The organism is Ferrimonas kyonanensis DSM 18153 (genome assembly GCF_000425405.1).
Classification (GTDB): domain Bacteria; phylum Pseudomonadota; class Gammaproteobacteria; order Enterobacterales; family Shewanellaceae; genus Ferrimonas; species Ferrimonas kyonanensis.
Window position 1 is genome coordinate 255,171 of sequence record NZ_KE384365.1, and the last position, 14,923, is coordinate 270,093.

Genomic DNA, 14,923 nt, shown 5'->3' on the forward strand with positions numbered 1-14,923 from the left:
TTGCAAACTTGTAATTTCTCTGGAAACGAGAAGTTATTTAAGTAAACTGGTTACTTTCAGATGTTTTTGTAACCAGCCCGGGCCTTCTGATCCCAGTGAAGGGAACAAGCAATACCGCAGGGAGTTTAGCAAAACCCACCTTGCAATGAAGCTTTCAGAAGCCGATAAAGGGACCATTATCTAACAATTAACACGCTTTGTCTTTACGAAACCGGGAGATGGCATGGAGTTCAGTGTAAAAAGCGGTAGCCCAGAGAAGCAACGTAGCGCGTGCATCGTCGTAGGCGTATTTGAACCGCGCAGGTTGTCCGCCGTAGGTGAGCAGCTGGATCGCATCAGCGACGGCTACATCAGCAACCTGCTGCGTCGGGGCGACCTGGAGGGAAAACCCGGTCAGATGCTGCTGTTGCATCATGTACCTAATGTGCTGTCCGAGCGGGTCTTGTTGGTTGGCTGTGGCAAGGAGCGGGAGCTGGACGAGCGCCAGTACAAGCAGATCATCGCAAAAACCATCAACACCCTCAACGAGACCGGCTCCATGGAAGCGGTGTGCTTCCTGACCGAACTGCACGTTAAGGGCCGCGACACCTACTGGAAGGTGCGCCAGGCGATTGAGACCACTCAGTCCACCCTGTACACCTTTGACGCTCTGAAGAGCAAAAAGGACGAAACCCGTCGGCCCCTGCGCAAGATGGTATTCAACGTACCAACCCGCCGCGAGCTGACCATCGGCGAAAAGGCGATCACCCATGGTTTGGGTGTGGCCGCCGGCAGCAAGATGTGCCGCGACGTGGCCAACATGCCACCGAACATCTGCAACCCGGCCTACCTGGCCAGCCAGGCCCGCCAACTGGCGGAGCAATACGACCGCCTGCGGGTGGAAGTGATCGGCGAAGAGCAGATGGCCGAACTGGGCATGAACAGCTACCTGGCCGTGGGCCGTGGCAGTGAAAACGAATCGCTGATGACCGTGTGTCACTACCGCGGCGGCAGCGACGAACAGCGCCCCATCGTGCTGGTGGGCAAAGGCCTGACCTTCGATTCCGGCGGTATCTCCCTGAAACCCGGGGAAGGCATGGATGAGATGAAGTACGACATGGGCGGCGCCGCCGGTGTCCTGGGCACCATGAAGGCAGTGTGCGCACTGGGCCTGAACATCAACATCGTGTTCGTACTGGCCGGCTGCGAAAACATGCCCGACGGCAAGAGCTATCGCCCCGGTGACATCCTCACCACCATGTCCGGCCAGACCGTGGAGGTGCTCAACACCGACGCCGAAGGCCGCCTGGTATTGTGTGATGCCCTCACCTACGTCGAGCGCTTCGACCCTGAGCTGGTGATCGACACCGCCACCCTCACCGGTGCCTGCGTCATCGCCCTGGGTAAGCATGCTTCCGGCCTGCTGTCCAACCAGAACTCCCTGGCCCACGACCTGCAACACGCCGGCGATCAAGCCGGTGACCGCTGCTGGCGCATGCCGCTGTGGGACGACTACCAGGAGCAGCTGAAGAGCCCGTTTGCCGACATGACCAACCTGGGTGGCCGCCCGGCCGGTACCATTACCGCCGCCGCGTTCCTGTCCCGCTTTACCAAGAAGTACAGCTGGGCTCACCTGGACATCGCCGGTACGGCCTGGGAAAGTGGCGCCAACAAGGGGTCTACCGGTCGTCCGGTACCGCTGTTGACCCAGTTCCTGCTGTCCAAGGCAGGCGAACTCGACGCCGAGTAATTGGTCTCGACACCGAATCAGGGCGCCGTTGGGCGCCCTTTTTTTATCGCCACACCACCCCGGTGCGACTGCCTGTCCCTGGCCGCATGAACCGGGTAGAATAACGCCTTCACCACCAGAGGAAGCCCCGCGAACATGGCCAATGCCACCTTCTATGTAATGGCGCCCGACGCCGAGCCGGATCACCTGACCCTGGCCTGCCTGCTGGCATCCGACTGCTACCGCCGCGGCCAGCCGGTGTACATTCACTGCCAGGATCAAGGCCAGAGCCATGAGATCGACGAGAAGTTATGGCAATTTGACCCACAGCGATTCGTGCCCCACAACCTGGTTGGCGAGGGCCCCAGGGGTGGCGCTCCGGTGGAAATCGGTCATAATGACCAGTTCAGCTCAAAAAAACGGCCAGTTTTAATAAACCTGTCCGCCACTGTGCCGCAATTTGCGGTAGAATTTGCCCAAATTTTCGATTTTGTGCCGGCTGCAGACGATGCCAAGGTTCAGGCTCGGGAGCGCTTTCGCGCCTACCGACAGCTTAAGGTGGCCCTAACCACCCATGACCTGGCCAAGCAGCCGCTTTCGTTTTAACTGATTTCGGAACACCCATGGATAAGACTTACAATCCTAACTCGATTGAACAGCGCCATTATCAGCGTTGGGAAGATGCGGGTTACTTCAAGCCTCACGGCGACACCAGCAAAGACGCCTACAGCATCATGATCCCGCCGCCGAACGTCACCGGCAGCCTGCACATGGGTCACGCCTTCCAGGACACCATCATGGACACCATGATTCGGTTCCAGCGGATGCAGGGCAAAAACACCCTGTGGCAGGTAGGTACCGACCACGCCGGCATCGCCACCCAGATGGTGGTAGAGCGCCAACTGGCTGCTCAGGGCCAGACTCGCCAGCAGCTGGGTCGTGACGCCTTCATCGACAAGGTGTGGGATTGGAAAGCCGAGTCCGGCGGCACCATCACCAAGCAGCTGCGTCGCCTCGGCGCCTCTGTGGACTGGGATCGTGAGCGCTTCACCATGGACGAAGGCCTGTCCAAAGCAGTTCAGGAAGTGTTCGTGCGCCTGTACGAAGACGACTTGATCTACCGCGGCAAGCGCCTGGTTAACTGGGATCCGAAACTGCACACCGCCATCTCTGACCTTGAAGTGGAAAACAAGGAAAAGAAAGGCTTCATGTGGCACTTCCGCTACCCGCTGGCCGACGGCGTTACAACCGCCGATGGCAAAGACTACATCGTGGTAGCCACCACCCGTCCGGAAACCATGCTGGGCGACACCGGTGTGGCGGTGAATCCGGAAGATCCGCGCTACAAAGATCTGATCGGCAAAGAGCTGCTACTGCCCATCGTTGGCCGTCGCATCCCGATTGTCGCCGACGAACACGCCGACATGGAAAAGGGCACCGGTTGTGTGAAGATCACCCCGGCCCACGACTTCAACGATTACGAAGTGGGTAAGCGCAACAAGCTGCCGATGATCAACATCCTGACCTTCAACGGCGACATTCGTGACGCCGCCGAAGTGTTCGACTTCAACGGTGAAGCCTCCGACGTCTACAGCGACGAGCTGCCGGCCAAATACCACGGCATGGAGCGCTTTGCCGCCCGCCGCGCCGTGGTTGCCGAGTTTGAAGAGCTGGGTCTGCTGGAAGAGATCAAAGACCACGTGCTGCAGGTGCCTTACGGCGACCGTGGCGGTGTGGTGATCGAACCGATGCTGACCGACCAATGGTACGTGCGCGCCGCGCCGCTGGCCAAAACCGCCACCGAAGCGGTGGAGAACGGCGACATCGAGTTCGTGCCAAAACAGTACGAAAACATGTACTTCAGCTGGATGCGCGACATTCAGGACTGGTGCATCTCCCGCCAGCTGTGGTGGGGCCACCGCATTCCGGCCTGGTACGACGAATCCGGTAAGGTGTACGTCGGCCGCAACGAAGCCGAAGTGCGTGCCAACAACGACATCGCCGCCGACGCCGTGCTGCGCCAGGACGACGACGTGCTGGATACCTGGTTCTCCTCCGCCCTGTGGACCTTCTCCACCCTGGGTTGGCCGGACAACCTGGAAGATCTGAAGACCTTCCACCCCACCGACGTGCTGGTCACCGGTTTCGACATCATCTTCTTCTGGGTTGCCCGGATGATCATGATGACCATGCACTTCATCAAAGATGAAGACGGCAAGCCTCAGGTTCCATTCAAAACCGTGTACGTCACCGGTCTGATCCGCGACGAGAACGGCGACAAGATGTCCAAGTCCAAGGGCAACGTCCTGGACCCGCTGGACATGATCGACGGCATCGATCTGGAAGCCCTGGTTGAAAAGCGCACCGGCAACATGATGCAGCCGCAACTGGCCGCCAAGATTGAGAAGAGCACCCGCAAGCAGTTCCCTGACGGCATCGCCCCTCACGGCACCGACGCCCTGCGCTTCACCCTGGCCGCCATGGCCTCTACCGGTCGTGACATCAACTGGGACATGAACCGCCTGGAAGGTTACCGCAACTTCGCTAACAAGCTGTGGAACGCCAGCCGCTACGTGCTGATGAACACCGAAGAGCACGACTGTGGCTTTGGCGGTGGCGAACTGGAGCTGTCTCTGGCGGATCGCTGGATCCTGGCCCAGTACAACGACACCGTGAAAAACATCCGCGAAGCGATGGAAGGCTACCGCTTCGACATCGCCGCCAACATCGCCTACGAGTTCACCTGGAACCAGTTCTGTGACTGGTACCTGGAGCTGACCAAGCCGGTTCTGAGCTCCGGCAGCGACGCCCAGCAGCGTGGCACCCGCCACACTCTGCTGACCGTTCTGGAAGGGATGCTGCGGATGCTGCACCCACTGATGCCGTACATCACCGAAGAGATCTGGCTGACCGTCTCTAAGCTGGTGGGCATCGAGGCCGACACCATCATGCTGCAGGAATTCCCAAGCTTCGACGCCGCCCTGGTGGACGCCGACGCGCAAGCGGACCTGGAGTGGGTGAAGCAGTTCATCGTCGCGGTTCGTAACATCCGCGGTGAACTGAACGTGGCCCCCTCCAAGCCGCTGAACGTGCTGCTGAAGCACGCCAGCGAGCAGGATCTGGCCCGAGTGGAAACCAACCGCACCTTCCTCAACCGTCTGGCGAACCTGGAGTCCATCGAGGTGCTGTCCGGCGACGCGCCGATGTGCACCACCCAGCTGATTGGCGAAATGGAGCTGTTGATCCCCATGGCCGGCCTCATCGACGTGGCTGCCGAAGTGGCCCGCATCGACAAGCAGATCGCCAAGCTGGCCCAGGACGCCGAGCGAGTGGAGAAGAAACTCTCCAACCAGGGCTTCCTGGCCAAGGCACCGGAAGCGGTGGTGGCCAAGGAACAAGCCAAGCTGGATGAAGCCAAGCGCGACATCAGCAAGCTGGAAGAGCAGAAAGAGCAGCTCAAAGCGCTGTAAACTCTGACTGCAGAGACCAAAAAGCCACCGCATGCGGTGGCTTTTTTTGTGCCCGCTCCTCCGTCGTGCCCGCGGGTATCCAGTGGCTGTGCCTCTCGTCATTCTTGCGCAAGCGAGAATCCAGCGGCTTTAACGCCTTAAAACCTAAGACACTGGCCCCTCGCGTTCGCAAGGGCGACGGTGCGAATTGGATGAATTGGTAGTAAACCTGCAGTTATTCCGGTTTCGGCAGAGCTCGGTGTTGATCGTTACCCACGTACCTCAACCATCCCTCCGTCGTGCCCGCGCACGCGGGTACCCAGTGGCTTTGTTGCTCCAACCCAAAACCAAAGACACTGGCCCCTCGCGTTCGCAAGGGCGACGGTGCTCATGGGCAGGGTTGGTGCTAAATGAGCTGTTATTGCGGTTTCGGCAAAGCACGGTACTGATGGTTACCCACGTACCCCAACCATCCCTTCCGTCGTGCCCGCGCACGAGGGTACCCAGTGGCTTTGTTGCACCCAACCCAAAACCGAAGACACTGGCCCCTCGCCTTCGCAAGGGCGACAGTGCTCATGGGCAGGGCTGGTGCTAACTGAACAGTTATTGCGGTATCGGCAGAGCTCGGTGCAGTTCGTTACCCACGTGCCCCAACCATCCCTCCGTCGTGCCCGCGCACGCGGGTACCCAGCGGCTTTGTTGCACTAAACCAGAACCAAAGACACTGGGCCCTCGCGTTCGCAAGGGCGACGGGATGAAGACACTGAGCCCTCGCGTTCGCAAGGGCGACGGGATGAAGACACTGGGCCCTCACGTTCGTAAGGGCGACAGTGCTCATCGGCAGGGTTTCTGCTAAGTAAGCAGTTCTTGCAGTATCGGTAGCGCTCGGTGCTGACCGATACCCACGTACCCCAACCATCCCTCCGTCGTGCCCGCGCACGCGGGTACCCAGTGGCTTTGTTGCGCCCAACCAAAACCAAAGACACTGGCCCCTCGCGTTCGCAAGGGCGACGGTGCTCATGGGCAGGGCTGGTACTAACTGAGCAGTTATTGCGGTTTCGGCAGAGTTCGGCGCTTATCGTTACCCACGTACCCCAACCATCCCTCCGTCGTGCCCGCGCACGCGAGTATCCAGTGGCTTTGTTGCGCCCAACCCAAAACCGAAGACACTGGACCCTCGCGTTCGCAAGGGCGACGGGATGAAGACACTGGCCCCTCGCGTTCGCAAGGGCGACGGTGCTCATGGGCAGGGCTGGTACTAACTGAGCAGTTATTGCGGTTTCGGCAGCGCTCGGTGTTGACGTTACCCACGTACTCCAACCATCCCTCCGTCGTGCCCGCGTACGCGGGTACCCAGTTGCTTTGTTACTCCAACCCAAAACCAAAGTCACTGGACCCTCGCGTTCGCAAGGGCGACGGGGTGGAGACACTGACCTCTCGCATCCGCAATCAGCCCTCTTCTCCGGCGCATCAACCTCACTTTTTTCAAAATTCGATTTAAGTTTGTGGATTCAGGGGTCGCATTAGCCCACGGTAGTGGGCTTTTTTTACAGGAACTGGGATGCAGTCAGCCAACATGAAATTCGCCATCGATGATGGCTCCACCAACGTTAAAATCAGCTGGATCGAAAAGGGCCTGGTGCGCAGTGTCACCTCCCCCAACTCCTTTAGAAAAGACTGGAAAAGCGCCGCGCTGCTGAGCGACCGCAAGGTCTTCAACTACCAGATTGGTGCCACCAAATACACCTACGACGCCACCTCCGACAAAGCCCTGTCCACCACTCACGTGGCCTTTCAGTACGACGATCTGAACCTGCTGTCGGTACACCACGCTCTGCTGCAAACCGGCGTAAAACCCGGCCCGGTCAGCATTCTGGTGACCCTGCCAATCACCGAGTACTACAAAGCTGATGATTGTCAGAAGAACGAAGACAACATCGCTCGTAAGAAAGCCAACCTGATGCGCGACATCAGCCTCAACAAGGGCGAGCTGTTTGAAATTGTCGACGTCGAAGTGCTGCCAGAAAGCCTGCCGGCGGTACTGACCACCCTGATGGATTCCGGCGTCAACGAATTCACCAAATCACTGGTCATCGACTGCGGCGGCACCACCCTGGACATGGGCGTGATCGTCGGTGAATTCGATGACGTGTCGGCGGTGTACGGCAATGCCGAAATTGGCGTGTCCATGGTCACCAATGCCGCCCGTAAGGCACTGGCCGCCGCCGACAGCGACGCCAGTTACCTGGTCGCCAACGAACTGATTAAGCGCCGCCACGACCGCGACTTCGTCAACGAGGTGATCAACGACCTGTCCAAAGTTGACTGGGTACTGGAGCGCATCGAAGACAAGATCACCGAACTGGGCGCCGCCGTTGCTTACGAAGCCAAAACCTTCACCCGCAACCCCAACCGCATCTACCTGGTGGGCGGTGGCGCCATGCTGATCGAAACCGCCATTCGCGCCGCCTACCCGACCCTGGGCGACAAGATTGTGCTGGTTCAGGAGCCGCAGGAAGCCCTGTCTCGGGAGATCTGCTGCTACCACGCCGCCGAGCCGGCCGAAGCGGTTTAATAAGGGCAGCCCATGCGCATTCGATGCAGCTTTACCCTGGAACCTGAGCTCCACGGCTCACACCAGTACGCCGTGGATACCCTGCGCCAATGGCAGCAGCAGGAGAAGGGGCGCGGCGACAGCAATGAGGTGGCACAGCTGCGCCGCAATGGCTTCCATCGCGACCTGTATCTGTCTGGCCTGTTTCTGCAGCAGTTGTCGCCGCAGTTGCCGGCGATGCTGGCCCAGGCGTTGGTGGAAGAGCGGTTGCAGGGGCAGACCCTGACTCAACTGCTGGCCGCCAGCGGCGTCAGTGTCGATAGCGACAGCGGCGCCGGCCTGTCTGAGGGCCAGTGGACCAAGCTGACCTCGATGCTCAAGACCTCCATGGCGGCCCCCAAGGCCAGCGCCGAGGTCAACCTGGCACCGCTGCAGCAACAGCTGGAGCAGCTGGTTAACCGGCCGCAACCGGCACAATCCGGCAGCGACCTGTCCGGCGCACTGGCCCAGTTGGAGCAGCAACAGCAGCAGATTCTGGCCCAGCTACAGCAGTTGGCCAGCCAGAGTAACAACACACCGACGGCTCAACCGGATGCGCATGTCGACCTTGGCAGCCAGTTTGTGGCACTGAAGCAGGGGCAGGATAAGTTGATGACCCAACTGAAAGCACTGCGCAGCCAGATCAGCAGTGGCAGCTCGGCATCGGTGCAAGCCGATGCCGAGGCGCCCAGCCTGGATACCCAACTGGCGCTGGCCAGTAAAGTGAAATCGAAAGGAATCTGGTAACGCGACTACACCAGCCGCTTTTCGCCGCCGATGGTGACCCAAGGCACCGGCTTGCCATCGTCCACCACCAGACAGTTGCGGCCGCGACTTTTACCCCGATACAGCGCCTTATCGGCCCGAGCCAGCACCGCATCGACGCTGTCGTCCTGAGGGCTGTGCTGAGCCAGACCGATGGTGACGGTAATCTGCTGGGGCTGCAACGGCGTCGCCGCTTGCTGCGCTGGCGCATTCAGCGGCTGGCGCACCGTAAACGGATAATGGGCCACCATCTCCCGCACCGCCTGCAGCGCGCCGATACAGGCGTTACGGTCACGGCTGACGAACACCACCACGAACTCCTCACCGCCGAGACGAAACACCTTGCCGCCAGCACCAACTCGCTCCAGCACCTTGGCCACCGCCCGCAGCACCTCGTCCCCGACGTCGTGACCAAAGGCGTCGTTGAAGTGTTTGAAATGATCAATGTCGACCATCGCCAGGTGGTAGCCTTTCGGATGGTCCAGCAGCATGCTTAACAGGCTGCGGCGGTTGCGCAAACCGGTGAGCGGATCGAAAAATGCCAATCGGTAACTGTGCAGCACCTGCATGGTGACCACCATCAGGGCAAACAAGCCGAAGCTGACCTCGGGCCCACACTCGGTATTAAAACCACAGAAGCCAAACCCCATGCTCAGCAACGCCAGCAGCGCCACGCCGTCACTGGTTTCCTGGCGGCGAATCAGCGACAACCCGGTGACCAGCAAGTACAGGGTCAGCAGCAGCAGTGGCACCACCGGGGGCATGCCCGGCTCCAACGCCAGCAGTTGTTGCATCCAGTACGAGGTTTGCTGCGGAAACTGCTGCAACAGGTTGAGAGACACCACCCCGATGGTGGCGATGATCAGGTAACACTGCCAGTTATTGGCTTCACCGGTCATCTCCTCCGGCAGCCAGCTGAATACCATGATCAACAGCGGCCCCAGCAGGCACAACAACCAGAATGCCACCTCAGTATTGATCGCCAGCTCAGGGTGCAGCCGCTGACTTTGCAACAATGAGTAGGTCAACAGACTGATGAGAATGAGAAAACTGACTTTAGGTTGGCGGTACAGGCGACTGACCACCCAAGCGATGGGCAGCAGCAGCCACGGCAGCAGTAGCACCCCCTGATGCACCAGCGGCTGTGCCTGAGCCACCAGCGCCGGCAAAAGCGCCGCCAATGCACCCAACAGCACAGGCAACAGCAGCTGCACTGAACGAAAAACCATAAGGACATCCTATCCGATTGTCGCGGTTCTGATGGGCCGCGTTTTGTATCCAATCAGTAAAGGGTAGTCGACTATCGCCTAAGGAGTAGGCAAAGGCATATAAAAATCAGGGGTAATGGCTTACGCCGCCACCCGGCGACGGCTGGGACGCCGGTTGAGCAGGCGATCGGCCTTGATGCAGTTGCGACCGGCTTGCTTGGCCTGGTATAAGGCCTCGTCGGCGCGCTTCACCACCTGGTCGACACTGGCATCGTCGGCCCGGGGCTGTGCCAGCCCCATGCTAACGGTGATGGTTTGCGGTGCCACCTTAGGCGCCTGGCTGCGGCCTCGGCGGGCCACCCCGGCACTTTGCGGGCTGCGCACGTAAAACGGGTAGGCGGCAATCTCTTCACGAATGGCGTCCAGCGCCGCCAGGCAGCGTTTGCGCTCGCGGCTGCGGAACACGATGGTGAACTCCTCGCCGCCATAGCGGTAAACGGTGCCGCCAGCCTTTACTCGAGTCAGCATCTGCGCCACCAGTCGCAATACGTCATCGCCGACGTCGTGGCCAAAGGTGTCGTTGAATTTCTTGAAGTGGTCGATATCGACCATCGCCAGTTGATAACGGCCGGACAACCCCTGCATCAGCGCATCCAGGCTGCGGCGGTTGCGCACCCCGGTCAGCAAGTCGAAGAACGCCAGCCGGTAGCTGTGCAGTACCAGCAACACCAGCAGGCACAGCCCCAAAATGGTGAACATGGAGGAGGACACCCCAGGGGTGTCGAACTGATAGCAGGTCAGGCCCAGTGCCATCAGGCACAGCAGCGCCGCCGAGTCGCCTTTATCGCGGCGGCGGGTCTGAATCAGGGTGGAGATGACAAAATAGCAGGCCATCATCAGGGTCAGCACCCAGGGCAGCGGGTAGCCACCCAGCGCCGTTACCCAGGACGCCAGCCATTGGTGAGTGGCCTCGGCACTGGAGCTGAGCAGCATCGAGAACAGGGCAACCGGAGCCAGCAGCAGTGCGTAAGCGAAACCGTTATGACCGGTGGCGATCCACTTCTCCGGCATCACATCAAACAGGAACACCAGCAGCGGCGCCAGCAGGCACAGGCCCCAGAAAATAAGCTCGGTGTTGCCCTGCGGCAGCGGCACCTGCAGCTTCCACTGGATCACCAAATAACTGGCCAGCGACACCAGCACCATGAAGCTGAGTTTTTGCAGGCGATAGATGCGACTGACGATCCAGGCACTGGTCAGCAGCACCCAGGGCAGGTTTTGCATCAACCATTGAATTTCATTGCTGGACGACACCAGCCAGGAGGGTAGAAACAGCACACTGGCCGCCAGAAACAGCGCCAGACTCAACTGGATCAGGCGATGCGACATACCATGAGTCCTTGTAATCTCCGCCTCAAATAAACTGCCTTTTCAAAAACCTATTGTGACACCCACCTAAAATACCGCATCCGGTAATGGGATCTCCAGCAATAGTTGGCTTAAAGCGACCCCGAAAAGGCAAACTTTAAGCCAACCGATTCTATCGCACGAATTTACGCCAGCGAGTTGATGCTGTCTTGGTACATCTGCAGCAGACGCTGGTTGTCGACCTCGACGCACACCTGCTGCGCCCGGAAGCAAGACCACTCGTCGTGATGGTAGAAACGCTCGTCGCTCTTCTGGATGGTCATGCCGATGGCCGGACCTTCGGTGACCACCCGTACCGGGCCTTTGCGCACCCCGAACAGGCTCGGATCGGCCACGTAGGCCACCGCCGATGGATCGTGCACATGGCAGCCATCGACGCCCACTTTCTCGGAGTAGAACTTGAGGTAGAAGCGGCTCACCTGCCAGATGAACTCCCCCACCTCGCCGGCACTGTGGCGCAGCTTATCCAGGTAGTCGCCGGTAAAGAAGGTCTGGTGGGTTACGTCCAGACCGACAATGGTCACCGGCCAGTCGGCGCAGAACACCTGATCGGCGGCGTGAGGGTCGTCGTGAATGTTGGCCTCGGCCACCGGTGACACGTTACCGCGATGGCCGCCTTCGCCAAAGGCCGCCCCCATGATCACCACCTCTTTAACGTTGTTGACGATCTCCGGGTCGTGCTGCAGCGCCAGCGCCAGGTTGGTCAGCGGACCCACCGCCACCAGGGTGATCTCACCGGGGTTCTCGCGAGCCATATCGCACATGTATTCGTGGGCCGGGCGAGGGTCGATGTTGATGGGGTAATCCAGCGGCACCTCCACCGTACCCAGGCCATGCTCACCGTGCACCACCACCGTAGGGCCAACTGGCTCGCGGGTCAGCGGACCAGCCGCGCCCTGCACCACCGTGGCGCCCATGTTAAAGGTGTCGTTGATGTAACAGGCATTACGGGTGCAATCTTCGATAACGCCGTTGCCGTACACCGTGGTGATCGCCACCATATCGACGTTGTCGTGGGCGTGGGCAAACAGCAGGGCCATGGCATCATCGATGCCCGGATCGGTATCAAAAATAATCTTTTGCGACATAGTAGACTCGTTTTTTATTCTTCTGCCCGAAGGCAATACCACAGAGATGACGCCATTATCGGCAACCCTCAGCAGGATTTCTGCGCGCTCTACCGCGTTTACCGGATAAGGTCAAATCTAAGACTTCATTGATGATTTGTATTATTCCACACTCTGAAACGAGAGTATTCTGTGGACACTGACAGCACAGAGTAACCCATAGATGGCAACCCTCGCCGGCCGCAACTACCTCAAAGCCCTGACCGCCCTCACCCTGGCGGCGATGGTGGTGTTCTGCAACCTGTACGTGGCACAGCCAATGCTGCCGATGCTGGCCGAAGCCTTTGAGCTGGACGCCGCCACCGCCAACTGGCTGCACGCCGGGGCGCCGCTGGCGCTGGCAATATTCCTGATCCCCTGGGCCATGGTCTCCGACGCCATCGGTCGCCGCCCCATTATGCTGTTGTCGCTCACCAGCCTGCCGCTGATCAACCTGGCGCTGCTCAACACCAGCAGCGTCGAGTGGTTCATTGTGCTGCGCATTGTTCACGGCATTATGCTGGCCGGCTTTGTGGCGGTGGCCGCCGCCTGGATGTCGGAAGAGATTGGCGCCCAGCGCCTGCCCGCCGCCATGGGCAGCTACGTGGCCGCCAACGCCATCGGTGGCCTTAGCGGCCGGTTGATCGGCGGCATGGCCAGCTACTTCGACGACTGGCAGGTGCCGTTTATTACCCTGGTGGTGCTCAGCTGCGCTGCCGCACTGATGCTCAGTACAATGCTGCCGCAACAACGCAACTTTCAGCCCAGCACCACCTCGCTGCGCCACGCCGCCAAGGGGCTGATAGCCCACCTGAAAAACCCGCAGCTGCAACCGGCGTTCCTGATTGCCGGGCTGACCTTCGGCACCTTCGTTAACCTGTTTACCGTGCTGACGTTCCAGCTGTCTCAGACCCCGTGGAGCCTGACCACCTTTCAGCTGTCACTGCTGTTTTTGACCTACCTGGCCGGCAGCATCTCGGCCCAGCTGTCGGGCCGCTGGCTGCGCTACTACACCGCCCCGGCGGGGATGCAGACCGGCGCCCTGTTCCTGATCATGGGCACGGTGATCACCCTGTCGGCGGACCTGCGCATCATCATTGTTGGCTTGCTGTTGTGTTCGGTGGGTTTTTTCCAGATTCACAGCCTGGCCTACAGCTGGGTGGGCAAAAACGCGGTCAAAGAGCGGGCCAAGGCCAGCTCCCTGTATTTGGTGCATTACTACCTGGGCGCCAGCCTCGGTGGCTTTGTGCTGTTGCCGATTTGGGAATACGGCGGCTGGCACCTGGTGGTGGCCACCAGCCTCGGCTGCTACGCGCTGATCGTGCTGCTGGCACACAAGCTGCAACTGGTAACTCGGGTCGCGCGCACCGCCTCCTGAGCCGACACCCCAGCCCCTGAACCAATGCTCTAACCGCTTACTGAGCCAGCACCGGCCGTTACTCTTTGCTACGCACCGTCAGCACGTCGCAGTCGACGCTGTGCAGCACCCGGTTGGCGGTGGAGCCCAGCAGCCGCTGCAGGCCGGAGTGGCCATGGGTGCCCATCACAACCAGGTCGATGCCCAGCTCGGTGACCGTGGCCTCAATCGCCTTGGCAGCCTTGCCTTCTCGCACCAGCACGTGGTCGTCGTCCAGTTGCATATCCTTAGCCAGTGCCCGCATTCGCTGCTGCGACTCCTGGCAGATCTCCTGCTTAAACCCCTTCAGGTGGCCACTGAAACTGGCCGACTCAAACAGGTAGCGCTCCGCCAGCGTCTCATCCACATGCAGCAGAAACAATTCGGCGCCATGATCGGCCGCCACCTTCATGCCCTTGGCAACGATCCACTCATTGTCACCATGAAAATCGAGCGGTATTAAAACCTTGCTGTAAACGCTCATTTCAAACCTCCCGCGATGGCTGGCTTCGGCGGCGCCAGTGTCGGCTTTGGCCAGACAACAGCCCTAGCCTGACCACGGCAACAGCGAAAACCCTGTTAATCCCCATTAATTGTAGGTGATTGAATCGACAGCGGCGCAATCAACAAACAAAGGGGATTGAGAAAACAGCCTTAGATGGCGGCAAACCGGTGGCGCTAAAGGGGCCGAGAGCCAACGCCCACTTCCCCTGCCATTCACCGCCGAATCCGCGCTCGAAGCGCGCCTGACGCTTACTCTTTAATGCGCACCGTCAGCACGTCGCAATCGACGTGGTTAAGCACGCTGTTGGCGGTGGAGCCCAGCAGCCGCTGCAGGCCGGAGTGACCATGGGTGCCCATAACGACCAGATCGATGCCAAAGTCGTTGACCACCTCTTCAATCTCGCGCGACGCCTTGCCTTCACGAATCAGTTGCCGTTCCGGGGCAATGCCCAGATCGCCGGCAAACTGGTTCAGACGCTCTCTGGCTTCACTGCGGATTCGCTCTTTGAACTCTTCCATCTGATCGCCAAAGCTGACCGCCTCGAAGGTATAGACCCCGGCCATGGGTTCGTTGACGTGCAGCAGGTACATCTCAGCGTCATTGGCTTCGGCCATCTGCCGGCCCTTGGCCATGATCTGATCGTTATCACTGTGAAAATCCAGTGGCATCAATACCTTTTTGTATGCGTTCATCCTGATTCTCCATCGGTTAGTGAAACGGTACGAAGTAAATGCCTAAGCTAACACACTCCTTCGCAGACCCTGC

The 14,923-nt window shown here is 59.7% G+C and carries 11 protein-coding genes; 6 read left to right on the forward strand and 5 right to left on the reverse strand.

What is annotated here, in order from left to right:
* Positions 1-223 precede the first annotated feature (223 nt).
* The 5 genes from pepA to H598_RS0118595 all read left to right on the forward strand — a co-directional run bounded on the left by pepA (position 224) and on the right by H598_RS0118595 (position 8,497).
* On the forward strand, positions 224-1,729 hold the full coding sequence (gene pepA, locus H598_RS0118575) for a leucyl aminopeptidase (protein WP_028114341.1): 1,506 nt from the start codon (positions 224-226) through the stop codon (positions 1,727-1,729).
* 135 nt (positions 1,730-1,864) lie between these two features.
* Positions 1,865-2,314: a DNA polymerase III subunit chi gene (locus H598_RS0118580; RefSeq protein WP_028114342.1), complete on the forward strand. Its 450-nt coding sequence runs from the start codon at positions 1,865-1,867 to the stop codon at positions 2,312-2,314.
* A gap of 17 nt (positions 2,315-2,331) precedes the next feature.
* Complete coding sequence (locus H598_RS0118585; protein WP_028114343.1) at positions 2,332-5,178, forward strand: valine--tRNA ligase; 2,847 nt, start codon at positions 2,332-2,334, stop codon at positions 5,176-5,178.
* 1,540 nt (positions 5,179-6,718) lie between these two features.
* A complete protein-coding gene (gene parM / locus H598_RS0118590) occupies positions 6,719-7,732 on the forward strand; it encodes a plasmid segregation protein ParM domain-containing protein (RefSeq protein ID WP_028114344.1) in 1,014 nt (337 codons plus the stop codon).
* A gap of 12 nt (positions 7,733-7,744) precedes the next feature.
* Positions 7,745-8,497 carry a hypothetical protein gene (locus H598_RS0118595; RefSeq protein ID WP_028114345.1) on the forward strand — a complete coding sequence of 251 codons (753 nt, stop codon included), beginning with the start codon at positions 7,745-7,747 and terminating at the stop codon, positions 8,495-8,497.
* Between the two features lie 5 nt (positions 8,498-8,502).
* Here H598_RS0118595 and H598_RS0118600 read toward each other — a convergent pair whose 3' ends face one another.
* The 3 genes from H598_RS0118600 to H598_RS0118610 form a co-directional block, all read right to left on the reverse strand.
* Entirely contained in the window at positions 8,503-9,744 is a 1,242-nt protein-coding gene (locus H598_RS0118600; RefSeq protein ID WP_028114346.1) for a GGDEF domain-containing protein, read from the reverse strand.
* A gap of 120 nt (positions 9,745-9,864) precedes the next feature.
* Positions 9,865-11,112 (reverse strand): GGDEF domain-containing protein, encoded by a 1,248-nt coding sequence (locus H598_RS0118605; protein WP_028114347.1) that lies wholly within the window; start codon positions 11,110-11,112, stop codon positions 9,865-9,867.
* Between the two features lie 164 nt (positions 11,113-11,276).
* Positions 11,277-12,239 carry a nucleoside hydrolase gene (locus H598_RS0118610; protein WP_028114348.1) on the reverse strand — a complete coding sequence of 321 codons (963 nt, stop codon included), beginning with the start codon at positions 12,237-12,239 and terminating at the stop codon, positions 11,277-11,279.
* A gap of 202 nt (positions 12,240-12,441) precedes the next feature.
* Here H598_RS0118610 and H598_RS0118615 point away from each other — a divergent pair, with 202 nt between their 5' ends.
* Positions 12,442-13,635 carry an MFS transporter gene (locus H598_RS0118615; protein ID WP_028114349.1) on the forward strand — a complete coding sequence of 398 codons (1,194 nt, stop codon included), beginning with the start codon at positions 12,442-12,444 and terminating at the stop codon, positions 13,633-13,635.
* A gap of 58 nt (positions 13,636-13,693) precedes the next feature.
* On the opposite strand, the gene H598_RS25775 is transcribed toward H598_RS0118615, so the two are convergent.
* Positions 13,694-14,137: a universal stress protein gene (locus tag H598_RS25775; RefSeq protein WP_051252861.1), complete on the reverse strand. Its 444-nt coding sequence runs from the start codon at positions 14,135-14,137 to the stop codon at positions 13,694-13,696.
* A gap of 269 nt (positions 14,138-14,406) precedes the next feature.
* Positions 14,407-14,850: a universal stress protein gene (locus H598_RS0118625; protein ID WP_028114350.1), complete on the reverse strand. Its 444-nt coding sequence runs from the start codon at positions 14,848-14,850 to the stop codon at positions 14,407-14,409.
* Between the last annotated feature and the right edge of the window lie 73 nt (positions 14,851-14,923).

Excerpts from the sequence above, each read along its gene's own strand:
- H598_RS0118615 (WP_028114349.1), top strand. The coding sequence starts at position 12,442 with ATGGCAACCCTCGCCGGCCGCAACTACCTCAAAGCCCTGACCGCCCTC.
- H598_RS0118595 (WP_028114345.1), top strand. The coding sequence starts at position 7,745 with ATGCGCATTCGATGCAGCTTTACCCTGGAACCTGAGCTCCACGGCTCA.
- H598_RS0118625 (WP_028114350.1), bottom strand. The coding sequence starts at position 14,850 with ATGAACGCATACAAAAAGGTATTGATGCCACTGGATTTTCACAGTGAT.
- H598_RS0118605 (WP_028114347.1), bottom strand. The coding sequence starts at position 11,112 with ATGTCGCATCGCCTGATCCAGTTGAGTCTGGCGCTGTTTCTGGCGGCC.
- H598_RS0118580 (WP_028114342.1), top strand. The coding sequence starts at position 1,865 with ATGGCCAATGCCACCTTCTATGTAATGGCGCCCGACGCCGAGCCGGAT.
- H598_RS0118600 (WP_028114346.1), bottom strand. The coding sequence starts at position 9,744 with ATGGTTTTTCGTTCAGTGCAGCTGCTGTTGCCTGTGCTGTTGGGTGCA.
- pepA (WP_028114341.1), top strand. The coding sequence starts at position 224 with ATGGAGTTCAGTGTAAAAAGCGGTAGCCCAGAGAAGCAACGTAGCGCG.
- parM (WP_028114344.1), top strand. The coding sequence starts at position 6,719 with ATGCAGTCAGCCAACATGAAATTCGCCATCGATGATGGCTCCACCAAC.
- H598_RS0118610 (WP_028114348.1), bottom strand. The coding sequence starts at position 12,239 with ATGTCGCAAAAGATTATTTTTGATACCGATCCGGGCATCGATGATGCC.
- H598_RS0118585 (WP_028114343.1), top strand. The coding sequence starts at position 2,332 with ATGGATAAGACTTACAATCCTAACTCGATTGAACAGCGCCATTATCAG.
- H598_RS25775 (WP_051252861.1), bottom strand. The coding sequence starts at position 14,137 with ATGAGCGTTTACAGCAAGGTTTTAATACCGCTCGATTTTCATGGTGAC.